The 23,801-nt window shown below is 49.7% G+C and carries 20 protein-coding genes; 12 read left to right on the top strand and 8 right to left on the bottom strand.

Annotation, left to right across the window (positions count from 1 at the left end; translation table 11 throughout):
• The first annotated feature begins 36 nt into the window (after positions 1-36).
• The 6 genes from K3T83_RS44280 to K3T83_RS44255 all read left to right on the top strand — a co-directional run bounded on the left by K3T83_RS44280 (position 37) and on the right by K3T83_RS44255 (position 7,606).
• Positions 37-1,512 carry a tyrosine-type recombinase/integrase gene (locus K3T83_RS44280; RefSeq protein ID WP_220209538.1) on the top strand — a complete coding sequence of 492 codons (1,476 nt, stop codon included), beginning with the start codon at positions 37-39 and terminating at the stop codon, positions 1,510-1,512.
• A complete protein-coding gene (locus K3T83_RS44275) occupies positions 1,502-1,909 on the top strand; it encodes a DUF6262 family protein (RefSeq protein ID WP_220209537.1) in 408 nt (135 codons plus the stop codon). Before K3T83_RS44280 ends, K3T83_RS44275 begins: the two co-directional genes overlap by 11 nt.
• A 32-nt stretch (positions 1,910-1,941) precedes the next feature.
• Positions 1,942-3,594 (top strand): pentapeptide repeat-containing protein, encoded by a 1,653-nt coding sequence (locus K3T83_RS44270; protein ID WP_220209536.1) that lies wholly within the window; start codon positions 1,942-1,944, stop codon positions 3,592-3,594.
• Between the two features lie 105 nt (positions 3,595-3,699).
• Positions 3,700-4,485 carry an IS6 family transposase gene (locus K3T83_RS44265; RefSeq protein ID WP_220209535.1) on the top strand — a complete coding sequence of 262 codons (786 nt, stop codon included), beginning with the start codon at positions 3,700-3,702 and terminating at the stop codon, positions 4,483-4,485.
• 195 nt (positions 4,486-4,680) lie between these two features.
• On the top strand, positions 4,681-5,115 hold the full coding sequence (locus K3T83_RS44260; RefSeq protein WP_220209534.1) for a hypothetical protein: 435 nt from the start codon (positions 4,681-4,683) through the stop codon (positions 5,113-5,115).
• Between the two features lie 1,387 nt (positions 5,116-6,502).
• Complete coding sequence (locus tag K3T83_RS44255) at positions 6,503-7,606, top strand: toll/interleukin-1 receptor domain-containing protein (protein ID WP_236065208.1); 1,104 nt, start codon at positions 6,503-6,505, stop codon at positions 7,604-7,606.
• 193 nt (positions 7,607-7,799) lie between these two features.
• On the opposite strand, the gene K3T83_RS44250 is transcribed toward K3T83_RS44255, so the two are convergent.
• The gene (locus tag K3T83_RS44250; protein WP_220209532.1) at positions 7,800-8,057 is read right to left on the bottom strand and encodes a hypothetical protein; all 258 of its coding nucleotides are present in this window, start codon (positions 8,055-8,057) and stop codon (positions 7,800-7,802) included.
• Positions 8,058-8,372: 315 nt separating this feature from the next.
• Between K3T83_RS44250 and K3T83_RS44245 the strand changes: the two genes are divergently transcribed.
• Together K3T83_RS44245 and K3T83_RS44240 are read left to right on the top strand one after the other, a co-directional pair.
• On the top strand, positions 8,373-8,816 hold the full coding sequence (locus tag K3T83_RS44245; protein ID WP_220209531.1) for a hypothetical protein: 444 nt from the start codon (positions 8,373-8,375) through the stop codon (positions 8,814-8,816).
• Positions 8,816-10,087, top strand: coding sequence for a tetratricopeptide repeat protein (locus K3T83_RS44240; RefSeq protein WP_220209530.1), 1,272 nt, complete (start codon positions 8,816-8,818; stop codon positions 10,085-10,087). The genes K3T83_RS44245 and K3T83_RS44240 overlap by 1 nt, the downstream gene beginning before the upstream one ends.
• 689 nt (positions 10,088-10,776) lie before the next feature.
• Here K3T83_RS44240 and K3T83_RS44235 read toward each other — a convergent pair.
• Entirely contained in the window at positions 10,777-11,271 is a 495-nt protein-coding gene (locus K3T83_RS44235) for a hypothetical protein (RefSeq protein ID WP_220209529.1), read from the bottom strand.
• A complete protein-coding gene (locus tag K3T83_RS44230) occupies positions 11,261-12,511 on the bottom strand; it encodes an RNA polymerase sigma factor (protein ID WP_220209528.1) in 1,251 nt (416 codons plus the stop codon). The genes K3T83_RS44235 and K3T83_RS44230 overlap by 11 nt, the downstream gene beginning before the upstream one ends.
• 357 nt (positions 12,512-12,868) lie before the next feature.
• Between K3T83_RS44230 and K3T83_RS44225 the strand changes: the two genes are divergently transcribed.
• From K3T83_RS44225 to K3T83_RS44215, 3 genes are all read left to right on the top strand, one after another.
• Positions 12,869-14,023 carry a toll/interleukin-1 receptor domain-containing protein gene (locus K3T83_RS44225; protein WP_220209527.1) on the top strand — a complete coding sequence of 385 codons (1,155 nt, stop codon included), beginning with the start codon at positions 12,869-12,871 and terminating at the stop codon, positions 14,021-14,023.
• Positions 14,024-14,483: 460 nt separating this feature from the next.
• On the top strand, positions 14,484-14,981 hold the full coding sequence (locus tag K3T83_RS44220; protein WP_220209526.1) for a DUF4240 domain-containing protein: 498 nt from the start codon (positions 14,484-14,486) through the stop codon (positions 14,979-14,981).
• A 96-nt stretch (positions 14,982-15,077) separates the two neighbouring features.
• On the top strand, positions 15,078-16,343 hold the full coding sequence (locus K3T83_RS44215) for a toll/interleukin-1 receptor domain-containing protein (protein ID WP_220209525.1): 1,266 nt from the start codon (positions 15,078-15,080) through the stop codon (positions 16,341-16,343).
• A 175-nt stretch (positions 16,344-16,518) separates the two neighbouring features.
• Here K3T83_RS44215 and K3T83_RS44210 read toward each other — a convergent pair whose 3' ends face one another.
• The 5 genes from K3T83_RS44210 to K3T83_RS44190 all read right to left on the bottom strand — a co-directional run bounded on the left by K3T83_RS44210 (position 16,519) and on the right by K3T83_RS44190 (position 23,026).
• A complete protein-coding gene (locus K3T83_RS44210; protein ID WP_220209524.1) occupies positions 16,519-17,520 on the bottom strand; it encodes a toll/interleukin-1 receptor domain-containing protein in 1,002 nt (333 codons plus the stop codon).
• A 14-nt stretch (positions 17,521-17,534) separates the two neighbouring features.
• On the bottom strand, positions 17,535-18,509 hold the full coding sequence (locus K3T83_RS44205; RefSeq protein WP_220209523.1) for a toll/interleukin-1 receptor domain-containing protein: 975 nt from the start codon (positions 18,507-18,509) through the stop codon (positions 17,535-17,537).
• A gap of 419 nt (positions 18,510-18,928) precedes the next feature.
• Entirely contained in the window at positions 18,929-20,926 is a 1,998-nt protein-coding gene (locus tag K3T83_RS44200; protein WP_236065207.1) for a hypothetical protein, read from the bottom strand.
• A 92-nt stretch (positions 20,927-21,018) separates the two neighbouring features.
• The gene (locus K3T83_RS44195) at positions 21,019-22,575 is read right to left on the bottom strand and encodes an MDR family MFS transporter (protein WP_220209522.1); all 1,557 of its coding nucleotides are present in this window, start codon (positions 22,573-22,575) and stop codon (positions 21,019-21,021) included.
• Positions 22,568-23,026 (bottom strand): MarR family winged helix-turn-helix transcriptional regulator, encoded by a 459-nt coding sequence (locus K3T83_RS44190; protein ID WP_220209521.1) that lies wholly within the window; start codon positions 23,024-23,026, stop codon positions 22,568-22,570. The genes K3T83_RS44195 and K3T83_RS44190 overlap by 8 nt, the downstream gene beginning before the upstream one ends.
• Before the next feature lie 203 nt (positions 23,027-23,229).
• Here K3T83_RS44190 and K3T83_RS44185 point away from each other — a divergent pair, with 203 nt between their 5' ends.
• Positions 23,230-23,748, top strand: coding sequence for a tetratricopeptide repeat protein (locus tag K3T83_RS44185; RefSeq protein WP_220209520.1), 519 nt, complete (start codon positions 23,230-23,232; stop codon positions 23,746-23,748).
• The last annotated feature ends 53 nt before the right edge of the window (positions 23,749-23,801 follow it).

Below are 23,801 nucleotides of genomic sequence, written 5' to 3'. Positions count from 1 at the left end.
CCCCTAGAGGCTGAGTTGACAAAAGATATTTGGGGCGTGAGGAACATCCCAGGTGCTCACTATGCAGCACACAAAACCCATTACCTCATTAACTTTACTTTGGCTCCAGCAGCGTTTCGCCCTGTACTGAAACGCTACATACAGCTCCTGATTGCGCAAAATTACTCATTAGGTGAGTGTACCGCCAGACTCCGCTTTGTGCGTTTGTTCCTCGGTTTCTATCTACAACGATATCCCTCTGCAAGTGGGGTTCAACAACTGAGTCGAGGAGACGTTGAGGCATATCTCTTCTCTCTGAGAACTGGCATGGATAAGCGCAGCAAACCCAACAGTGATTTTCATATTTGGAGGGCGGTCAACCATCTCCAGTATTTTCTTGACTACTTGGAGCGCACCTCAAGTGCTGAAGCCTCTCTCATTCCTGTGGGTAAGCTCATCTGGCCGAGCGACGTTGGGAATGCACCTCAATACCGATCATCGGAGGTAAAGTACATTCCTGAAACCGTGCTGCATCAACTTGAACAGCATATGTACAAACTACCAGCAAAGTATCTTCCCGTTGCGATCATTTTGCGGGCATCAGGATGGCGCATTGGAGATGTCTTGAACCTTCGTTACCATACGTGTTTAGAGAAAACCTCCAGTGGATGGTGGCTCTGTGGCGATGTTCTCAAAACAAATGTGTTCAATCACAAAGTCTCCATCTCAGATGAAATTGCCACCTTGATCCAGGCTCAATGCGACCTGGTCAAGGGGAATATCCCAGAAGGGAGCAATCCAGCGAAATATTTGTTTCCTTCCGTCCACAAAAGGCGAGAAGGTCGTCCTCTGTCTGCGAAATCCATCCAATACGCTCTCAATCAATTGGCAAGCAACTGTGAAATCAAAAATGATGACGGAACCATTTTCCATTTCAAGAATCACGCGTTTCGCCACACGAAAGCGGTCGAACTCATTAATGCTGGCATGAGCCTGCTGCATGTGCAAAAATGGCTAGCTCACCTGACTCCTGAGATGACCTTAGTCTACGCTAAGCTCTTTGACTCAACTAGGCAGAAGGAATGGGAACAGGCATTTGCCAGGGGAGCCCTGCGAATTGATCCCGAAGGCAGTCCGAAAGTCGTCAGTGCTGAACAATTGGGAAACGAGCAGGAGATCGAATGGGAGCATATCCGACACGACTTGGATGCTGTTCGCTTACCCAATGGCTATTGTTTCAAGCCGAAGAAGGCCAATGGTCCGACACAGGATACGCCCTGTTACACTTGCCGCCATTTCTGCACCACGCCTGATTTTCTTTCACAGTTTGAGCACGAGGAACGAGAACTACGTGAACTGATCGTACTGGGAGAAAAAGCAGGGAGCATGATCTGGGTGGAACGCAACACGCAAAAACTCAACAGAGTGCTCCCAGTAATCCAGATCATACGTTCAGGCAATCTGCATCATTCAGCAGGCAAAGCTATGCGCGAGTACACAAAAGAAGAAAGGGCAAAGCGAAATGCACACTGACCCCTCCACGAAGCCAAATATCAGTGGCCTACTGGCGCATGCACAACGCAAATCAGAGGCGGCACAGCAGCGTGTCCACCAGGCGATTGACCAGCTCCTCCGAGAGCAGCAAACTGTGAATTTCAACACGGTAGCGAAGGCCGCAAACGTGACAAAAAGTTATCTCTATGCTCATCAGGATGTGCGAGAGCGCATTGAAGCGTTGCGTGCACGACAAGGCCAAGCGCGACTCGAACGACAGTGGGCACAACGCCAGCAGCACCAGACTCGCACGGACAAAACAAAAGATGTGTTGCTGGCCGCCAAAGATCGTCGGATTAAAGCGCTGGAGGTAGAGAATCGCAAGCCCAAAGAGGATCTGAAAGTTGCATATGAAAAGCTTTACGAGAATATGTAGATCGTGCGAAAGAACAGGTAGAGGAGATTTCCATGATTACTGGGATACAGGCTAAAACGGACAGAGAAGACAGACCTTTAACGAGAAAGGATGTGGAGCAATTCCTTCGAGAGGTAGGGAGTTCCGACAAGCTGAATTTGAGCGGTCGGAACTTAGAGAGAATTGACCTCACTAATTTTCCTGCTCTGAGCAAGGCGAATTTAAGTAGAGCTAATCTGAGTAAAGCTAATTTGAGCGGGGCTAATCTACGCGGGGCAACTTTGAGCAAAGTCAATCTAAGCGGAGCTAATCTGAGCGGGGCTATTTTGAACGAGAGCAATTTGAGTGGAGCTACTCTGAATGGGGTTAACCTGCAAGATGCTAATCTCTTTGGGGCCAACCTCACCAGTGCTTGGCTGATCGAGGCAACCTTGAGTAGGGCCACTCTCAGTGGGGCTAACTTGGCCGAAGCCATTTTGGGTGGAGCTCACCTGATCCACACGAAGCTGATTGAAGCCAATCTGAGTAAAGCTAATCTAAGTAAAGCCAATCTGAGCGGGGCAGACCTGAGCGGAGCTATTTTAATTGGGACTAATTTAAGCTCGGTAGACTTAAGTGGTGCTATCCTGAGCAGGGTTAACCCAAGTGAGGTAGCTCAAAGTAGAACTCCTTTACAAGGAGTTGAGACCAACCTACGTGGAGCGAATCTAAGTGGAGCAGACCTAAGCGACGCTAACTTACGCGGTGCTAGCTTGATCGAAACCACCCTCTTTGAAACCAACTTAGACAGAGCTAACTTACGTGGTGCTAACTTAAGTGGAGCTGTTCTGAACAGAGCCACTCTAATCGAGACTGACTTAAGTGGAGCTGTTCTGAACAGAGCCACTCTAATCGAGACTGACTTAAGTGGAGCTAACCTCAGAGGTGCTGCTCTGAGTGGGATCACTTCGCATGAAAACGAGGTATCAGAACGTTTAGATGGTACAGAAACTGGGAACGCAGATAGATATCTAGATGGCATAGAAGCAAAAGCCACAGATAGCTCACCAGTATTTCGCTTTCGTATTCTCGAAGAACCATTAACTGCTCAAAATCTGAGCACAATCATTTTGGCACTGACTGAACTCTCTACGAAATATTGGCTCATTGCAAAAGGTCGCTTTGCTGACTTGATTGAGTACACTCAAACACGCAATGGCCGATTTGCCGAAGAAGCCAATGTTGTAGTGACAAGAATCACCCACAATTCTCCGATGAATATGGATTGGAAGGTGGACTTGAGTGCAACAAGCGTCGCTGAGGCACTTGTAACAACAATTGATGGTGTCGCGCAAGCCCCGAAACGACTCAAGCAGAAGGAGCTAGAAAATCAAGCCAAAGTACAAGAGATTCAGCGCGCCGAGCAACAGGCAGTCCATGAACAGCAAATGGCCTCTCTCGAACAAGAACAACGGCGATTGGAAATCGAGAAACAACGCTTGGAAGTCCTAGAAAAACAATTAGAGGTACAAAAAAAAGGCATCGAGTACGCGCTGGAGATCGCAGGGAAAGTTGTTGACCTGTTGCATCCTGGTGCTGATCCAGCAACACGAGCAATGGAAATCCAGGTGCTCTTGCCCAACCTAGTACAGCTTCAAAATGGTAAAGGACTGGAACTGGCGTTACCAGTATTACAAGAAAATCAGACGCCACCGGAACAACACTAGCAAATCGCCCAAATAAAGGGTTGTGTTGCAAAAATGATAGGTTGCCAACAAGCGTATGATCTTGTAAGCTCTGGAGTATTCATAGAATCAAGAAGAGGTAAGTTTATGAAGGCTCCGAGTCTTTTCAAATGGCGTCATTTCCAATCCGACATCATTCTATTATGTGTGCGCTGGTATCTCCGATACGCGTTGAGTTACCGGGATTTGGAAGAAATGATGCAGGAGCGAGGACTCACCATCGATCACACCACCATCTACCGCTGGGTTCAGCACTATGCTCCTGAGTTCGAGAAACGCTGCCGTCCTCATCTCAAAGCCTGCAATGACTCCTGGAGAGTAGATGAAACGTCCATTAAAGTGAAGAAAGCCTGGATGTATCTCTACCGAGCGGTCGATTCTGAGGGGAACACGATCGAGTTCTTCTTGAGTTCGACGCGCGATGCCGAGGCCGCCAAACGCTTCTTCTGCAAAGCATTACGATCCTCAGTGGAAGCCTCCTCTCAAGCTGGTTCAGTGGATGAAAACAAAACGAGGTCTTTTGCGCCAGTTGTTCCCCTCGTTCCCCGGTTCGTTCCTCGGGTTATCAATGTCGATAAGAACGCCGCCTACCCCAAAGCGATTGCGGAACTCAAAGCTGCTGGAGTGCTGCCGGAACAGGTGGAACTGCGACAGGTCAAGTACCGGGGCAATCTGATCGAGCAGGACCATCGCTTCATCAAACGTTTAACGAAATCGGGTATGGGCTTCTTTTCGTTTGAGACAGCGAGGAAAGCCCTGCAAGGCTTCGAGATCATGAACATGATCAGGAAAGGACAGCTACAAGGCGTAGCCAAAGGAGACGTGAGAAGCCAGGTGGCCTTGGCTACCCAGCTGTTTGCAGTGATTGCCTAAACGGAACAAGTGGGGCCATTTTCTGCTCATCTTGTTTCCTTTCCATTTCTTGCAACACAACCGTTTTACCTCGGTTCTTCCTACTTCGAGAAATTGCCGCTTCTTTCCACTCCAGCGCAAAGGAAACGATATAGCGCTGGTCTTGCAGCAGTCCTTGATCTGACAAGTCCTGCATTTGACACACTGGCACCTTCAATGAAAGTTGAAGCATGCAAACAGGTTGTGCTGTGCATCCTCAATGGTATCCTCAAGCTCAAATATAAAAATTGTGGCGGTTTGACACGCTTCAAACGTGTTGCTCCTGCCGTCATCGAGCCTGGCAGTGATTTTGAAGTCAACAGCAGTGGACAGCGAATCTCTACTGCCACCAAAGATCTCACAATAAGGGCTGTTATCGCTGCTGGTGACACGTTTCTTCGGGCGGCTGACAGAAAGCAACCAAGCACGAAGAAGATATGGAACATTGCCAGAAGAGATGCGACAGTTGCCAGAGCACTCTATCACTACGCAAAATCAGAAGATGTGGTGGAGTTAAGAAAAGTGGTCGAGGAGATTATGGTGGATACCGATACCCGATCAGCCACAAGGACAGGCAAAATCAGGAGCAGAGAATGGCTTCATCAGAGATAGACAGAACCGGAAATAGCAATGAGTAAAATGGAGGAGGCTTATGCGTTACTGCACAATTCTCTGATGCTTGGAGAGCAAGCACTGCATTGTATGTCATTTGCAGATGAAACACAAGCAAATAGATTCAAGGCTTCTGGCACAACGATGTCTTTGCAAGAGGCTAGAGACATCCTACATACGATCCTCACGAAATGGGTAACAACAAAGGCGTAATCACAACCAATGGTCTAGAGACCACAAACATTGCGATCCGTCCTAAAGCATGGCTTCTGGAGCCATGACACAAGAAGCAAAGCCAAAAAGATGCCTCGATGTGCTCTCCTTGTGTGTGAAAACGAGCCTCTCGCACACTGGGTTCTCCACCGATTTTCCTAGCAGGATCGCAGGGAGAGGAGTAGCAATGAAGGGGTTCGCGCTTGAGCAGCCGATAGAGAGGGGATCGGAACGTGGCGAGGAACGCATAAGGCGCGCTCCTCGCACTTGGCTCACTCTTCGTTCTCACCTCTCCCTTCAACAAGATGCCAAGCAGATCAGCCAACTCTTTCGTCACAGAAATCACGTAATGTGCGATTTCAGGACGGGTCAGATGATACGCATGTTCCTTCTCAAGACACCAACACCATGCTGTGGTTTCCCTCAATCAAGAGAAGAGGCAGCCTGTGGGCGGTGTTTGATGGCTCACTCACGTCTGCCTTCCCGACCACGCCTCTCGCGCTGGCAGGATGCTAAGATCCTGATTATACAATATTTATATGAGGTGGCTTCCTCGTTTTGGTAGCAACTGATGAGCTGCATACCCTGCTCTCGCTTCAACTTCCCTGATCGGAAAGATCAAGCGCCTGGTTTCTTGTCCTATTCTGGAGTTCCCCCGCTTGCCCAAACAGTGGTATCAATTCAGGAAGGGCATCGACTCACCGCCTTTGGTGGCACGTGGCACAGAGATGGCACTAAGCGCCTCGGACCTTTTCCTGGCAGACATACATTCGCTTGCCGTTTGCTCCCTTGAGTCCTCCACATGTTTCATGAGTGAGTCAAGCTAAAACCAGAACGCTTCCCGGTGCCCTGCATGCAGATCTGCTATACAAAGGCATTGGGTGTTGGTTTACCCCTCACAACTCACGAGGTGAAAGGATCACAATGCCTAACAGCGAGGGTTGCCCCGCTTGTTACGGGACTTGAAGCAGGAAAAGGGATAACGTCTTCATGCTTGCTCCTCTTTGACTGATACCGACGACACAAAAGCAACCAAGCAGTTATTTCATGTAGATAGTACATCACGTATTACTGTATTCGTGGTATGAAGGCTGAACGCATGCGTATTGAAGTGACGATTGATGATCCACCTCCATTGCTGTATACTCAGGAGAAAACGGGAAAGGAAGATGCTATGGCAAATGAAGAACATTTGAAAATTATCCGGCAAGGAGTAGAAATTTGGGACGAATGGAGAAAGAAGTATTCAGATGTAAAACCTAACCTCAAAGGCGCTATTCTCTACAGTACCAACCTCAGAGGAGCCAACCTTAGCAATACTGATCTCAGCGATGCCGACCTCAACGAAGCTGACCTCAGAGGCGCTGATCTCAGCGATGCCGACCTCAGCGGTGCCAATCTCAGTATTGCTTCCCTCAGCTATGCTAATCTCAGATGGGCAAAGCTCATATTTGCTATTCTCCACTCCACCAACCTCAGAGGCGCTGATCTCAGCAATGCCAATCTCAGCAATGCCAATCTCAACAGTACCGATCTCAACAGTGCCGATCTCAACAATGCTAATCTCGACGGAGCCAACCTCAGAAGTGCTAATCTCATCAATACCGATCTCAGCTATACAAAAGTACAGAGGACAATCTTTGGAAATGTTGACCTGCGTCACGTCAAAGGGCTTGAGAAGGTCAAGCATAATGGACCCTCGACGATTGGAATTGATACGCTTGTTCGATCCGAGGGAGTCATCCCTGAAATCTTTTTGAGAGGTGCAGGTGTACCTGATATCATCATTGCGTATGCCCGTTCCCTGGTTGCCAATCCGATTGAGTATTACACCTGCTTTCTTAGCTATTCCTCCAAAGATGAGGCATTTGCTGAACGCTTGCATGCTGACTTGCAGAGCAAGGGAGTCCGATGCTGGTTTGCTCCGGAAGACTTGCGGATTGGTGAGAAGTTCTGGCACAGAATTGATGAGAGTATTCGGATATACGATAGGTTGATGGTGGTGCTTTCCGAACATTCGGTGACAAGTGAATGGGTGGAACGGGAAGTCATGGCAGCGTTCGAGAAAGAGAGCAAGCGCAAAATGACCGTGTTGTTTCCGATCCGCTTGGATGACAGCATCATGCAGTTGGACCCGATGCCACCCTGGGCAAGCGACATCAAGAGGCAACGGCATATTGGTGACTTTCGCCAGTGGAAAAATCATGATGTCTATCAAAAAGCGTTCAAACGCTTATTGCGTGACCTGCAACCCGAGAAGACCCCCAAAGGTGAATAGGAGCGCTCCCCGTCGCCCTTTTTGAGGAGATACAGCGTTCATTGTACTAGCATGAAGCTGGAAAGAAGTCACTTGAACCGTGTTTCTGGCAAACGAAACTGGCACGAGCTAAACACCAGTTGAGTGTTTGGAGGTTGAAAGCGATGGGGATGGCATCCGTTTATTGCCTCGACCAACCATAATATGTTCCACATTACGCAGCCGATGCAGAGATGGGTGACTTGTCCAGATCGGTCATGTGGACACTCCCACCGACACAAGCAAATTCCTGGAACGAGCCATTGGTGAGAAAGATGGTCATCGGGTCGTAGTCAGAAAAGAGCCAGGGATGCTCAAGCCCGATAGAGCGGATCTGGGCATAGGGAAAGCGATGGATCGCTCCCTCGCGGGCGCGAAACACGAAGCCATTGCCTGTGAGGAAGCCCTTAAACGGATGATGATCGGTCGTCATAAGCTGATCGGAGGTGGATACCAGTTGTATTCCCTCGATAATCCAGTCGGAAGGGATACGACTGTGTTTGAGATCTAGCAGAGAAAAATGTCTGAGGTTCAGACCAATGGCTCACAGGGCACATCCATATCGCGTTAGGATTCTCTCTTTGATTCTTTTATCGAAAAAGCGTCTCTTATTGAGGAAATGAGATATACTTTTCTTGAGGTGTCTATTAAGAGTATGTACTGATAAACAGCTCTCACCTCCCTTTCACGAGAAACTCCAGAAGAGGAACCCGTAAGATTGAGGGTACAGAGTGAGCAGGTTCATAGGATGTCAACTGAGAGCGATCAATCCAAACAGGATATTTCACGTGCTGGGCCTCTACCACGATATTCTATCAACCAATATGTGAAGCATGCTGGTTCGATAAAGCAGATAAATGAGTGGTTATTAGAGGACTATCGAAAGCAACTCAATGCCCATCAATGTCAATCGAGAGAAAAAGACAGATTGTTGAAAGAGAAGACACAACAATTAACAGAAAAAGAGACTCAGTTATCGCTTGCAAAGCAGGAACTGAGCCAACTGAAAGATGTGTCTCTTGTCCAGTTCAGCCTCAATCTCCTTAGTGCTCTGCTCTCCGGGTTGGGGATTAATTTTGTCACATCAACTCCATCTCTTGAAGCTGGTTGGATGATGATTGGTGCTGCTGTCCTCATACAATGTATTTCTTTCATAATGCTTTATTTAGCTCGATCTCGAAAGTATGACTAATGAATGAGATTCAACTGCTTCAATACTATCTAAAACAAGCACAGGGCGAAGCCAATACAGAGCGAGAAAGCCTGCTTTTGGGTGAGTTGGGAAACATCTCTTTCACTCTGGGAGAATTTGCTCAAGCTGCTGAGCTTTATCAGAAGGCACTAGGCTGTGCAAGGATAGTCCATGACCGGTATAGCGAGAGCGCTACACTGAGTAACTTGGGGAATACATATGCAGCATTAGAAGACGAGAAACAAGCTATCGAGCTGCATCAAGAGGCATTGCAGATCGCTCAAGAAATGAGAGATAGGAGTCTAGAAAGCAATATCTTGAATAACCTGGGCTTGGCTTTTGATAAACAAGATCAGACCTCTCAAGCCATCGAGTACTATACAAAGGCATTGCAGATCGCTCAAGAAATGAGAGATAGGAGTCTAGAAAGCAATATCTTGAATAACCTGGGCTTGGCTTTTGATAAACAAGATCAGACCTCTCAAGCCATCGAGTACTATACAAAGGCATTGCAGATCGCTCAAGAAATGAGGGATGATGAACACATCCAGGACTTGATCCAAAAAATGTTTGGAGAATCAGAGACAGCTAGTAGAAAAGTAAGGGATGAAGTAGCTTCATTTCAGAGTCAAGCCGAGGGGGACATTGGGGAGAAAAATAGGATACATAATCATAATCCCTCTTCCCTTCCAAACAACATCATGATCGAAGAGAAACGCCTGCTGGAGCAAGTAGCTTTGCAGAGCGACACAAGAACTTCTCACCCGACAATCAAGAACGAAATACAAAAAGAGGGGCGTGAAGGTCATCGCAAGCGGAACGCAACTGTGCCAATAACCAATCCTTCTACTGCATGGAATGCTTTCGCTCGACGTCGGGAGCAGCGCCATCGGCTGCTTCCATCCCGGCAGCGAAGAGTTATTAAAAGAACTCTCGCACAGACTGGTTCTCGGACCACACCAGGAGGAACTGTACGCCGTTTGCTGCCTACCTATTACAACTCACCCATCCCTACACGCAGTGGAAAACGGCACTGGAAGCGAGACTTTCGGTGGCTGAGAATAACGCGGCAGGAAATTTTGATTGTGTTGATTTGCGTGGTTTTCTGCATTGGGCTACTAAGAGTCTGGACTCCTTTCATGCCTGATGTGATAGTTGATTTAAGTATTCTATTGAGTATAGTAAGTATCGTGGTGGGTATTCTGTCGCTATCATCATACTATGTTTCTCGAAGAGCTTCAAAGCGCAATACTGATCACCCACCTACATAAAGGTTAACTTCAAATGATGCAAGTAAGTTGGCACTGGACTTCACCCATTTTTGTGAAGTCGGAGAAGCAAGAGCGTGACAGCGCAATGGCTGGTATATGGGAAGCCTTGAGCTAGGCTCAAGGAAGAAAAGCATCGCCCCGCTTCACCCGTCTGAGGCATCAGGCTTCTCTTCAGAACCTCCACGCACATTGGGTTCCGCTGATCATGACAGCGCGATTGACAGAGAGTGAATCGACTTGAGCATTCCGAGATGGAGTTGCCTTTCAGCCGAGAAGCAAAACAGACGTGGCGAGGAACACATGAGACGCGTTCCTCGCTCTCGGCTCAATCTTCGTTCTTGCCTGCCCCCTCATCAATGGAGGTACCAAGGAGATCCGCCAACTCTTTTGTCACCTCAACCACGTAACGAGCGACTTCGGGACGAGTCAGATGATATACATGTTCCTCCTCAAAATACCATCTCAATATATTTATAAATATATATGTCTATCTCATCTTTCTGCTGTTTTTGGTGAGCTTGAGAGCCCTGATCGGCGTCCATCAAGAACCATCCCGCCTAGAAGGTGGCACGGACAACGGAGCAGAGCTGTCTCTCTGCGAGCCAGGGCCTCAGCCAGCATCGTCGTTTCATTCAGAGGCGCTCTCGTGAGTCGCATTGCCCTTGCCGCTCACCTCTCGTCAAAAGCCGTCAATATCGAAGAGAGAGGTGACACATTCCTCCTGGATGCTCAAACGTTGGTGCATATGGTAAGACGAAACCGGGCACATTTTGAAATTTTCTAAATATGTCGCTCCACGCTTCAACAATCTCTCGTGTGATCTTCCAGCGGGAGTGAGCCATCCTGAGCATCCCTCTTGCTTCATGATGATCGTTTTGCGCTTTCTCTGCTCTTCCTGCTGTTTTTTCTGGATGACGGCCTGTCTCGGCGTCCACCACGAGCCTGCCTGCCTCGCGCTCGCCTCGCGTCACAGGCAGGCCACTGCATGAACAGGGGTCAAGACCAGAACCGCCACCAGCATCCATGCGAATGAGGGTGGGCTTGCGTAGATACTCGACAATCAATACAGCTTCCCCGAACCAGCAGGGAGTGGAAGGGAAAGACTGCGCAGGGGTCTGGATCTTCACAGAAGAAGACGCGACACCTGTGCCTATTTCGTTGGCGAACTGGAACTCAAAACTCATTGATAGCCAGAACCCGAAAGGTTTGCTGCTCTATCAGGACATCAATTCGCTTCTGGCTCTCCTTGCTCTGAAAAGTGCTGACCAGGGTCGGGATACCTGCGTACTCGATCAGCTCTCCCTGTTGCCAATGGATACGTTTGTGTTTGTTCCAGAAGCGCTGGACTTGCGGTACGTCCAACGTCAGATGCGAAAGGGTGTTGTAGTGTGTCCGCTGGCAGTGAGAACACCCAATAGCAATACCGGCCTGCTGGCCCAGGCGATGATACTTGGAGGGAAGATCCTGGGCTTCTTTCACCACAAGTCGGGCTGGTTCTCCACAAAAGAAGCACGTTGGCTCCTGATCGATGGCTTGCCAGTAGTACCCATAGAGCCATTTCAGCAACTGAGTGCATCTGGTTGCGAAACTACTGACCTTTTGCCAGGTGCCAACATTCCCTTTTCCTCCAAGAAGGATGTGGCACCCTTGACACCGAAAAGAGCACATCCCGACCGACATGTCCTCATGAAGCACGAGATGGTCATTTCCACACCAGGGGCACCACAGGCGCGTCACCGCTGCCACTGGCTGTGTCCCCGGTGGGTAGATCCCGTAGGAGGCTAGCTCCTGGGAAAAATGGGTCGCACATGCAGCGCGTAACGCCTGTTTTCCCCGGTAAATGCGCTGGACCAATGTGGCCTCGCTCACCTGGAGGTGCTGGGTGATTTCATTATGCGTGGCTCCCTGGAGGTATCGAGCGACCAGGGCCGCACGTAATGGTTCAGAGACATAGGCAAGCGCCTGGCTCAGAAGCGCACTCAGTTCTGTGCGTTCAAGCTCCATTTCGACCTCATACATATCTGGGGCAGCAACTTCATCTATGCTCCATTCATCTTGTTCCAGGCTATTTCCGTCAACACCACTTGTGGGAAGGCGCGTCTGGAGCATGCGGTGTGCTCGCTCGTGTTGCTCTTCCCGTAACCAGCGCAAGCAAACATTGTGTGCAATGGCCGCCAGCCATCTTCGGAGCGGTTCTGGTTGCTCACTTTCGCTGTCCTGCCATTTCTGCCGATTGCGCCATGCCTCTAACAGGGTCTCCTGTGCCAGATCCTCGGCGGCATCCGCGTTCCGAACAATGCCAGCGCATTTGTGCGCCAGCCACACCCGTTCATCCGTGAAACGAGTATCAAGGGAGCGTCCGCTTTGTTTCCCGGACTTCGTCGGTGGCAGGATCACGGTTTCTTCATATGATGGCAACACCATCAGTTGTGTCTCCTTATCTCTTTGAAAGATGCTTTGTAGGGTAGCATACACAATGTAATCGCGAATGTGCCCAAAAACCTGACATCTCGCCTCTGTTGAAGCTCACCTCGGCAAAACATTTTTGTTTTCTACTGCCTACTTGCTTTTCAGCTCGTTGCGCAACTTGAAATAGGAAAAGGCATAGCTGCTTGTCCAGCACGGGAAAACTAGGAACAACAAGTAGTAAACCCATGTAGGTTGCACACCACGTGTTACTGTATTCGTACTGTGATGATCGAACAAGTGAGTATTTCTGCTACGATTGATGATCTATCTCCATTGCTGTATACTCAGAAGAAAACGGGAGAGGGAGATGATATGGCAAATGGAGAACATGTGAAGATTCTTCAGCAAGGAATAGATGCTTGGAATGAATGGAGAAAGAAGCATCCAGAGGTACGACCTGAACTTTGCAATATTGATGCCAGTAATATAAACCTCAGCAATATAGACCTTATCAATGCCGACCTCGTCGATGCCAACCTCAGCAATGCTATCCTCAGAGGTGCCATTCTCAAAGGTGCCATTCTCAAAGGTGCCAACCTCAGCAGAGCTGATCTCAGAACTGCTAGCTTCCGGAGTGCTGACCTGAGCAATGCCAACCTGAGCAATACAGACCTCACCAGTGCCAACCTCGTCAGCGCCAACCTCAAGGGAGCCAGGCTCAGCGATGCCAACCTCAGTAGAGCTAATCTCGTTAGTGCCAACCTCACCAGAACCTATCTCAACTATGCCTTCCTCATCAGTACTCGGCTCAGCAGAGCCAATTTTGCCGACGCACTTGTCGAATGGACGACCTTCGGAAACGTGGATCTTCGTGAAGTCAATGGTCTTGAGAACATCAGACATAATGGACCATCGATTATTGGTATGGATACGCTTATGCGGTCAGAAGGGGATATCCCTGTCCCGTTTCTCAAAGGTGCAGGAATATCCGATACGTTGATTGAGTATGCTCGCTCCCTGGTAGGAAGAGCCATCGAGTACTATACGTGCTTTATGAGCTATTCCAGTCAAGATCATGTCTTTGCTGAGAGGCTCTATATCGACTTGCAAGCCAAAGGCGTACGGTGTTGGTTTGCGCCTCACGACATGAAAACCGGTGATATCATCAGGGATCGGATCGATCAGTCCATTCGCCTGTATGATAAGTTACTGTTGGTACTGTCGCAACACTCTGTTCAGAGTAAATGGGTGCGCTTTGAGGTCGAGGCCGCTTTGGACAAAGAATGCGAAGGAAAGCCGCCCGTCCTCTTTCCGGTTCGCCTAGATGATGCTGTCCTCAACAGTTCGACGAGTTGGGCTGCTCACATCCAACGCAGTCGCCATATCACCGACTTCAGCCAGTGGAAGCAGCACGACGACTACCAGAGAGCCTTGACACGCTTGTTGCGTCACTTGCAACCCGATACGACTGTCAGCTTTTCTCCCCAGTCCGCGTCACAATCAGAAAAGTTGAAAGACTACTATTGAGGTATTACATTCTTACACATAGAAAAAAACCTGCTACCTGGTTGGGAGACGGCCCTGGAGAAAACCAGGGCGTTTTTCACAGAAGCGTTTGTCCGTAGTAAAATTGAAAGATACTAACTGGACTTGTGACAAGAGAACAAAGAGGAGGAAACTATAACCATCTTATTAGAGGCCACTTAGAGGCTACACCACTTGTGCATCCAAAACGGATCAAGCTCATATGATCTGGATTGCACATCTCAAATTACGAAAAAGAATTAGCAGCATCATTTCGTTCCCTAGTGGTATTCTTTCTATGAATTAAGATCACTTCTGTTGCTATAATCCATGACACCAGAGACAAGAAGCTTGAGAGGATCAAATTCCGCTTGACCTATGAAGAGATATTGAGACGTAGCAGGAAAGCTTTGAATGTTACTATAACGACTGCGCATCCATTAAGTAGATGAGAGAGAAAATAATGGATCAAAAAATTTTTTGGAATATTATGAAAGAAACCAAACAAAAGAGTTCAGGCGACTTAAAGCGTCAGGTTGTCCTTGTTGAAGCCTATCTATGGAATTTTTCACTCGCAGAGATTGAGATCTTTTATCGTATTTATTTAGCTTTTCGTATTCTTGCATCTGGTGAAAAGCTAGAGATGGAGATTGGTCAGCTTATGGGTTTCTCTGATGATAGCTTCGACTACTTCAAAGCCTGGCTCATTGCGCAAGGAGAGGATATATTTCGCAAAGTTGTAAAAGATCCTACCCAACTACAAAATTTTTTAAGAGGGAATTGTCAGCTTGAGGAGCTAAACTATGTTCCATATAATGTGTATGAAGCTAAGTTAGGTAGAGATTGGTTGGACATTCCTGGGAAAGGCGATTCAGAGCCTTATAATATAACAGGCTATGAGCTGCTATATTTGGATGACGATGAGAATAAGCAATCTGAAGAAGAGATGAGACTCCACTAAGAGAACTTGTATTCTCTTAGTGGAGCCTTTAATCCTTGAAAGGTTTTTAATAACAAATTATTTTCTAACAAATTAACAGTGTTGAGTAAAAATATAATGGCAAACCAAAGACAACTTATTCAGCTTCAAAAAGGTGTAAAGTCGTGGAATAAGTGGAGAGAGAAACACATAAATGTGTCGATTGATTTGAGCTTTGCCAATTTGAGTAAAGCTCACTTGAGCGAGGTGAACCTCCAGCATGCTAATTTAATTGGCATTAATTTGAGCGGAGCCTCTTTGGATCATGCAAATTTAGAGAATGCGAACCTGATTCATGCTGAACTGAATAATGTTGATTTAAATCATGCTCGCTTGAAAAACAGCCAATTATATAGTACCCATTTAAGAGGGGCTATCTTGAATAATGCTCTCTTAGGAGATGCTATCTTGAGTGCTGCTGACTTGAGTGGTTCTGATTTGGATGATGCTGATCTGAGCGGTGCTCTTCTAATTGGTACTAACTTAAAAAATACAAAACTCCGCCAAAGTAATTTAGTAGGTGCGAATTTAAGCCGAGCAGATCTAAGTCAGGCAGATCTAGGCCAAGCTCGCCTGACTAGTACCTCCATGAACGATACAATCCTAAAAGGTGCGAATTTAAGTCATACTGACTTGACCTATGCGCACCTGTTTGGCTGTTCGTTAGAGGAGGTAAATTGGACCAATGTACAAATAGGGTGGACGCAGTTAAATGATCTCGATTTACAAACAATTCAGGGATTAGAGACTGTCAAACATGAAGGGCCTTCTACTATTGGATTAGATACCATTTATCGTTCGGGAGGGAAAATCCCCGAAATATTTTTACGAAAAGCTGGTGTTCCGGCTTCTTTTATTGAATATATGTATTCCTTGACAGTTCTTCCCATTGATTTTTACTCCTGTTTTATTTCCTACTCCAGCAAAGATAAGGCATTTGCCGAACGCCTCTATGCCGACTTGCAAAACAAAGGCGTGCGGTGTTGGTTTGCCCCTCATGACATGAAGATCGGTGACAAGATCAGGCATCGCATTGATGAGTCCATTCGTCTCTACGATAAGTTGCTCCTGGTTCTCTCCGTACATTCCATCAATAGCCAATGGGTAGAACATGAAGTAGAAATGGCATTGGCAAAAGAGCGAGGCAAGGCACAAACGGTGCTGTTTCCTGTTCGCTTGGACAACGCCATTCTGGAGAGAAATCAGGATGGGTGGCCTGCGGAAGTGCGCCACACCCGACATATTGGCAACTTTGAACAGTGGAAAGACCACGACCAGTACCAGAACAGTTTCCAACGCTTGTTGCGTGACTTGCAATCCCGGAAGATCTCCAATGGGGAATAGGGGAGCATTTCCGTTGCCGTTTTCACGTTTGAGTTGTTGTGAGAGAAAGGCGGTCGAAGCGCACCTAGAGGATTTTCAGTCTCCAGCAAGCTCTGCTTTCGATTCCTTCTTGATACATTGTCTCTTCTTGCCATTCGCTGTATCTTACGGAGTCTGGTGATGACTGCATTCGCGTTTAGTTTTGTGGACTCTCCGACTTGAGATCGCGCAGCAATCGCTCGAATGCTCGCTGATACGCCTGGGGGTCCATCCAGCGGGTAAAGTCGCCAATATGCCGCGTACGACGCAGCTTCGCCGCCCATGCAGCGCCTGTCTGCATCACCTGCTCATCAAGACGCACCGGAAAAAGCACCTCCCGTTGCTGTCGATGCTCTTTCTCCAGTGCGGCTTCTACCTCATCTTCGACCCACGAACTTGCAATGGAGTGCTCAGAGAGCAAGAGTAGCAGTTTGTCTTGCCGATGGATCGCTTCGTCGATACGGGCGCGGATTTTGTCGCCAATCTTCATATCTTCAGGAGCGAACCAGCAGCGTACACCGTGTTCCTGGAGATCAGCATACAAGCGATGGGCGAGCATGTCGTCTTTGCTGGAATAACTGATGAAGAGTGAATGGTACTGGATCGGGTGGTTGTGGAGAGTGTGTATGAAGTCAATCAGAGTATCAGGGACACCAGCACCTTGAAGAAAGGCCACAGGAAAGTGAACTTGCGAACGATATATCGTATCAATGCCAATGATTGAGGGCCAACGATGATCTACGAGATCCAACCCTTTCACTGCACTAAGATCCACTCCTCCGAGATTGGTGAGCCCCATGACGGCGTAACTAAGATCTGCTCTCGTCAGGTCTGCTCTTGTCAAGTCAGCATCGATCAGGAACGTGTTGTGGAGGGAGGCTCCAATGAGGGACACTCTGTTGAGAGACGCTCTGTAAAAGGTGGCTTCTTTGAGACAGGCACGGCTCAGGTTGGCTTGGTTGAGGGCCGCCCCTATGAAGTTCGTACTGGTGAAGTTCGCTCGCATGAGATTCGCTTCGTGGAGATCCACCTTGTGGAGATTGGCAAGACTGAAATCGGCAGAACTGAGATCCGGACGTATCTCTGGGTGCTCTCTTCTCCATTGATTCCAGACATCTACTCCCTGCATAAGAAGACCAATATGCTCCTGATCGGCCATACAATCAACCCTCCTTACACCTGCAAATCCCGTAACAGTCGTTGTAAGGCTCGTTGGTACGCAACGTCATGCTGCCATTGCCGAAAATCGCCAATAAAGCGTATCCGGCGGATATCCCCTGCCCATGCCGTATTCGTCTGCATTACCGCATCATCAAGACGAACAGGAAAGAGAACCAGCGTTTCCGGTGGCCGACATTCCCTCTCAAAGGCCAGTTCCACTTCCCGCTCCACCCAATCGCTTTTGACGGCGTGTTCAGAGAGGATGAGCAGCAATTTGTCATTCTTCTGAATGGCCTCGTAGATCTGGGTACGAAGCTTGTCGCCGACTTTGAGATCATGTGGAGCAAACCAGCAGGAGATGCCTTTGCTTTGTAAGTCAGCATAGAGCTTCTCGGCAAATGCCTGGTCTTCGGTGGCATAGCTCAAGACACAGCTATGATAATCTGAATTTTGAAGCTGACCTGGTGTTGGAGAAGGCAACTGAGAAGAAATAGAGTGTTGAACAGGCTGCAACGAAGGTGGATGTGCATGAAGGTGTTCAATGGCTGCACGAATAGTTCTCGCGACATCTGCAAATGCCTGGTCGCGATTGGCCCAGGTTGTTACTGGTTTGGCATCTGTCGGCGTGCATTGCAGATGGGAGAAAGGTGTTCCTTTCCAATCTACTGGCCGTAGAATGACCGGAATCACAGAAGCTTCCCCGACTTTGTGCCGTTCTAATGCATGCTGCATCTCAATGCCGTAACAATAATCGGAGGCCAGGAAATCAGGACTGATCAGCAAAAGAATAATGTTGGCAGTGGTGAGGTGCGTATCGATGCTCTGCTTCCAGTTGGTGCCTGCCACAATCTTACGATCATGCCATTCAGTAATGACTCCTTGCTGTCGTAACGCGCTTAAATGCGTTTCCAGGCGTTTACGGAGCTGTTCATCCCGATGGGAGTAACTGTAAAAAAGCTCAATGGGGTGCGATGCTTCCTGCGTCATCAGAAGGGTTCCTCCTCATCACAAATCTTCTCTCAGAAAGAGATACCTCTCTTACAAAAGACGAAAGAGACTGCTAGAAATGCAAGCAATTAGCCCTTTGGGTTGTGTTCAGCTTTGAGATCACGTAAAAGGCGCTTAAACGCCTGCTGGTAGGTATCATGATCTTTCCACTGTGTAAAATCGCCAATCCCACGCATTGTGCAACGAGGTTGTTGAAGAGCTACATACCGTTTTGGTGAAGGGGACCACCCAGAACGGAGTTTCCTACGGATTGAATAAGCAGAAACAGAAGGATACAGAGTGGAAAAGGGAGAGGGCGGGAAGAATCGGAAAACGAGCCGGAGAAGAGAGAAAAGGCTCCATGCGGACAGCATACTTGTCCGCGAAAAGAGCACGCAAGACAGAACAGGAAGCGTCGGTCAAGTTGCTATCCAACCGAGTGAGATCGCAACGTGTTCGGGAACGCCGAAGAGTCGGATCGTGACCTGCCCACCCGCTTCAGAGCGCGCATTGCGCGCCAGTCGCTGTGTCCAGGTGAGACGATAATGGGCCCGTTCGGCACGGGAGAGAGGTGCGAGAGCGACGGCTGGAGGAGCATTCCCAGACTCGACCTGGACCTCCACGCGCTGATAGCGAAGCAGGTGGATACAGCTATGCCGATGCATTCTACGTCCCCAATCATGCCAGAGGATAGGAGCAGAACCGATCATCACTGGATGCAGCAGGACGCTCACCTGACGCGGTTTTGCCGTTGTCCCCCCATTCCATTGGCACTGCTCGCGTAGAGAGCAGGGACGGCAACTACGGATACTGGCTCCATACACTACGCGCAGGCTGCCATCAGTTTCTCGGCGTCGCTCATGGGGAAAAAGCTTCTGGTGGGCAGGACAGCACAGCGTGCCATCAGGTTGGAGCGTGAAGTCCTGCCCCGAGAAACGCCCCACTTTGAAGGCAACGGCAACCGTCGGTTTACCATACCCACAAGTGGGAGGCTCCGGCTCGTTGGTTTCGGACAGAGCTTTCGCAAACTCGGTCGTGCGCAGCGCCTGAGGCTTGAGCTGATGCCCGAGTTCGAGCCGGAGGTTCCAGATCCACTGCGAGATCACCTGCCAGCATTCCTGCCCCCAAGCAGAGTGAGAACACCAGCGGTCTGGGTCTTGCTCATTGTCTTCATCGGAGAGTGTTGGCTCAAAGGCACCGCGGTGCAAATACAGTTCGACGACATCGCAAGCGGTGAATGCCTGCTGAGGCAGATTGGTGAAGAAGAGTTCATAGACGACCCCTTCCCGTGTCACGCCAACGGGACTCTTCTTGTTGGAAGCCTGATGGGTGGCCACGATCACCCGGCACAGCACGCCCTCGGGTCCCACTGGCACATCAGGACAGTCGTAGAGATTGCGCACCATCTGGCTTTCCGGGCGCTGTTGGAACTGATCAGGAGGCAGGTGCAGGCGCGTTTGTACCTGTGGATAATTGAGGACGGTGTATTCCTTCCCGCGAGTCAGAAAGGCGAAGCCTGCCAGATCCGCGAGTACAGCTCCCGTTCCATATTGGCCGTCCAGTCGCAGCAGTGTGTGCGAAGGGTCGAGCTGATACGCCGTCAGATATCGGCGAATGGCCGAAAGCCCCTGGCGCAGTTCCTCTCGATATCGCCCGTTGCCCCAATTCCCGAAACTGCCCAGCCACTGATAACTATGCGCCTGAGAAACCGTTGTGCGTGTCCTGACAACCTCTCCACGCTTGCGTCCAGTGTAGCCAGGAGCACAGATCTCATCTAATCGGCGAGAGACCGGCGGCAGGTCTTCGGTCTTTGGCAAGGCACGCTGACGGGCAGCCTCACGCGTGCCATCAAGATCAAAGACGATCCACTCGTCACCTGCCCGATCCGCCAGACCTCCCACCTGCTTCTCGTCTGACAGTGGGCGGCTCGACAGATCATCAAGAAAGAGTGTGCGCAGCGCTTCGATGGGTTCCTTCGTCAGCGCTGCTAAAAAGCGCGAAAGCGCCGAACGGGAGGGGAGCCGGTCACGCTCAAACAGAGCCATGAAAGGGCCTGCAAAGGGGTGCAATCGTGCGTAGAAGGCTTCCAGGGTACGTTCTCCGCTGATGGCATAGCCGAAGAGCACGGCGAGAAAATCGATGATCTCGTAGTGTCCAAAGCGTCGTCGCGCAAAGCGTACCCCCTCACTGATTTTGGTCAGGACACCATGCTTGCGCAGGTACTGGGCGATCAGCACGGCCTCGCCAAACCATGCAGGCGGAGTAGGCGCAGCTTCTGAGGAGGCCTGGATCGCGATAGAAACGCGTGTGCTACTACTCATCTTTTCTGATCCTTGAGAGGAAGGTCCCTCACCTTGCTTGATTTGCTCATCGTAGGCAATACGCCTGGCATCGGGAAGAGGAAGTGATGAGAGCATGTACTTTAGTTCCCGGTGCCAGATACTCCTGATCCTCAAGAACAGTGAGGACAGAGAACGAAGAGATAGGTGTCAAATGTGCAGCACTTGACTCATCTCTGACTCCTTCTCTCCATCTCATCATTCACCGGAGATGTCAGGATTTCCATTTTCGTGTTCCTTATCGGCATTCCCTCTCCACGTTTGCGCAACCGCACATCACGCAGGAAAATCGCGATGATGAGGACCGCGACCCCTACTCCCAACGTGATCAGAAAAACGTGACCGAGACTCACCACGAGTAGCTGCCTTGCCGCCGGAGCTACGTGAGAAGTTTGGGCCGAACGAGCCACCAGCGCGCCCAGCACCGCCGTGCCAAGTAATGACCCCATGGCACGCACATAGTTGATCGTCCCCGTCCCGGTTCCCAGGCGCTCTACAGGAATGGCATTCTGCCCAGCTATCGTGTAAATTGGTTGGAGGACACCGATGCCTAGACCAACGACGATCATATTTGCTGTAGCTGACAAAAAGCTTGTCGTGACGTCCATGCGTGTAAGCAAGAAGAGCCCAACCAACAAAATCAGCGCGCCGATGATTGCGAGAACGTGATAGCGTCCTAGCCTGGCAATCATCTGGCCGCCAATCATCGCACTCACGGCTAAGGGGAGAAACATGGGGGCAAGCGTCGCGCCGGAATGTGTGGCCGTCTGACCGAGTACGCCCTGCATAAACAACGGCAGGTAGAAGATCATGGCGTAGATGATCATGCCAAGCGTCAATGCAAGCAGAGAACTGGCCACGAATACGTGATTGCGCAAGAGGTCAGGGGGCAACAGTGGCTCTTTTGCTCGGCGTTCGAGCACAAAGAATACCAGAAACAGAAGAGCAGCCCCAACCAGCACGCCAATGACCAGCGGCGAACTCCAGGGAGAGGTCGAACCACCCCAGGTCAAAGCCAGTAAGAGACAAATGGTCGCGGCTGCCGCCGTGATCGCACCTGCGAAATCAATGCGGCGACAGGCCTCCCACCCACGATACGCTCGACGAGGTGCCGAGAGCCTGGAGGGAAGCCACACAGCGAGGAGCACCAGGGCAAGGCCGCCTACCGGCATATTCACGTAAAAAACCCAGCGCCAGCCTGCATGGTCCGTCAGCCAGCCACCGAGAGCCGGAGCGACAATCAGGACCAGTGAGAGAACGCTGGCAAAGAGACCTTGCCAACGTCCGCGCTCCGCAGGTGGAAACAGATCAGCGACGAGCGTAAAGGCCAATGTCTGCATGAAACCCGCTCCCAGCCCTTGCAGCCCACGAAAGAGAAGCAGTTGGATCATGGTCTGAGCAGTCCCAGCCAGTGCCGATCCGAGCAAGAAGAGACCAATACCTGTCAGGACGAAGCCTTTGCGGCCAAACTGATCGGAGAGCTTGCCCACGAGAGGAACGACGGTGGTAGACGTGAGCAGATAGGCTGTCACCACCCAGGAATACTGATCAAAGCCATGCAAGGCTCCGGCAATGGTGGGCAACGCGGTGCCAACAATCGTCGCATCCAATGCAGAGAGGGCGAGCGTGAGCAATAAGCCGCTCACAATGAGCGCAAGGACCCAACCACGCGGATGAAGCGTTTCAGCGGCTTCACGCGCCATGAGATCAGGTAGACGATCAGTCATGGAAACCCTCCTCAAAGAGACCCTCGCTCTCTGCGAGAGCAAGAATGGTGGTAAGTGTGTTGATAACGACGCTCAGTTGAGTATCATCCAGATCATTAAGGATGGCGTGTAAACGCTGCTGTCCCGCGCGTTGGCGTCCCAACAAGGCTTCGCCGGCTGGGGTCAGACGCACGATGGCCCGGCGGCGATCATTCGGATCGTCGCTTCGTTCGGCGAGATGAGCCTGAACAAGCTTATCGACCTGCAAACTGGCAGCCGATTGACCAATATGCAAACGGTCGGCAATCTGGCCGATGGTCGCGGGCGCAAGATGAAACAGGACGAAGAGTAAACGAATCTGGGGCAAACTGAGCCCCCGGTCAGCCCAGTCCTGTGTCAGGCGTGCCAGCACGGCCTGAACCAAGCTTTGGAAAAGCACGTGGGCCTGATCGACGTGTTCATCATGAGTCATGAATGTTTCTCCTTTCTCAATACTATGAGTATAAATAATAATTTTAAGTTCGTCAATAATATTGGCAACACCAATATAAATAACCAGACCTGCCAGAACGCGCATAATGATGGCATGGAAAAGCAAGGTGGGCCGAGTGCATACAGGCAAAAGTACAGCAATCATTCGCCTCTGTGGGCGTTTACGATGAAGAGAAAGGGAGAATGAAAATCGTCCGAAAGACGAAAAACTCAAATTTCTGGAGAGAAACGAAAGAAGAAGGAGCAAAGAGGTATGTTACCGGGGATGGTTGGCATCATTCTTTCTTGGCCCATTACGCTCTCTTGCCTCTTGCTATCTCGTTGCGCAATCCGTGGGATACGGCAACTAGTTTGAACAATCTAGCGCTCCTCTATATGGTACAAGGTTGTTACACCGAGGCTGAATCACTCTTTCGGCGATCACTCTCCATCCAAGAAGAGCAGTTGGATGCCAATCATCCCGACACAGCGACCAGCCTCAATAATCTGGCAAGTCTCTATGTGGAACAGGGTCGCTACGAAGAGGCCGAACCTCTGTATCGGCAGGCAGCGATGATTTGCCAGGCGTCTTTAGGTACAGAGCATCTTGTGACCCAGCAGGTTTTCAAGAATTACATAGTCTTTCTAGCTAGGCTGCTTACCAACGGAGATGTCCAAGCCCTGCTGCAACGGCTCCCCCAACACGAGCAGGATGATCTCTAGGAGCAAGAACCCTCGTCCTAACACAGAGACAAAGAGATCTCCTCCTGGAGGCT

It is taken from the genome of Reticulibacter mediterranei (assembly GCF_016587455.1).
The sequence above is the reverse complement of the archived record's forward strand: the minus strand, read 5'-3'. Positions and strand labels throughout refer to the sequence as shown.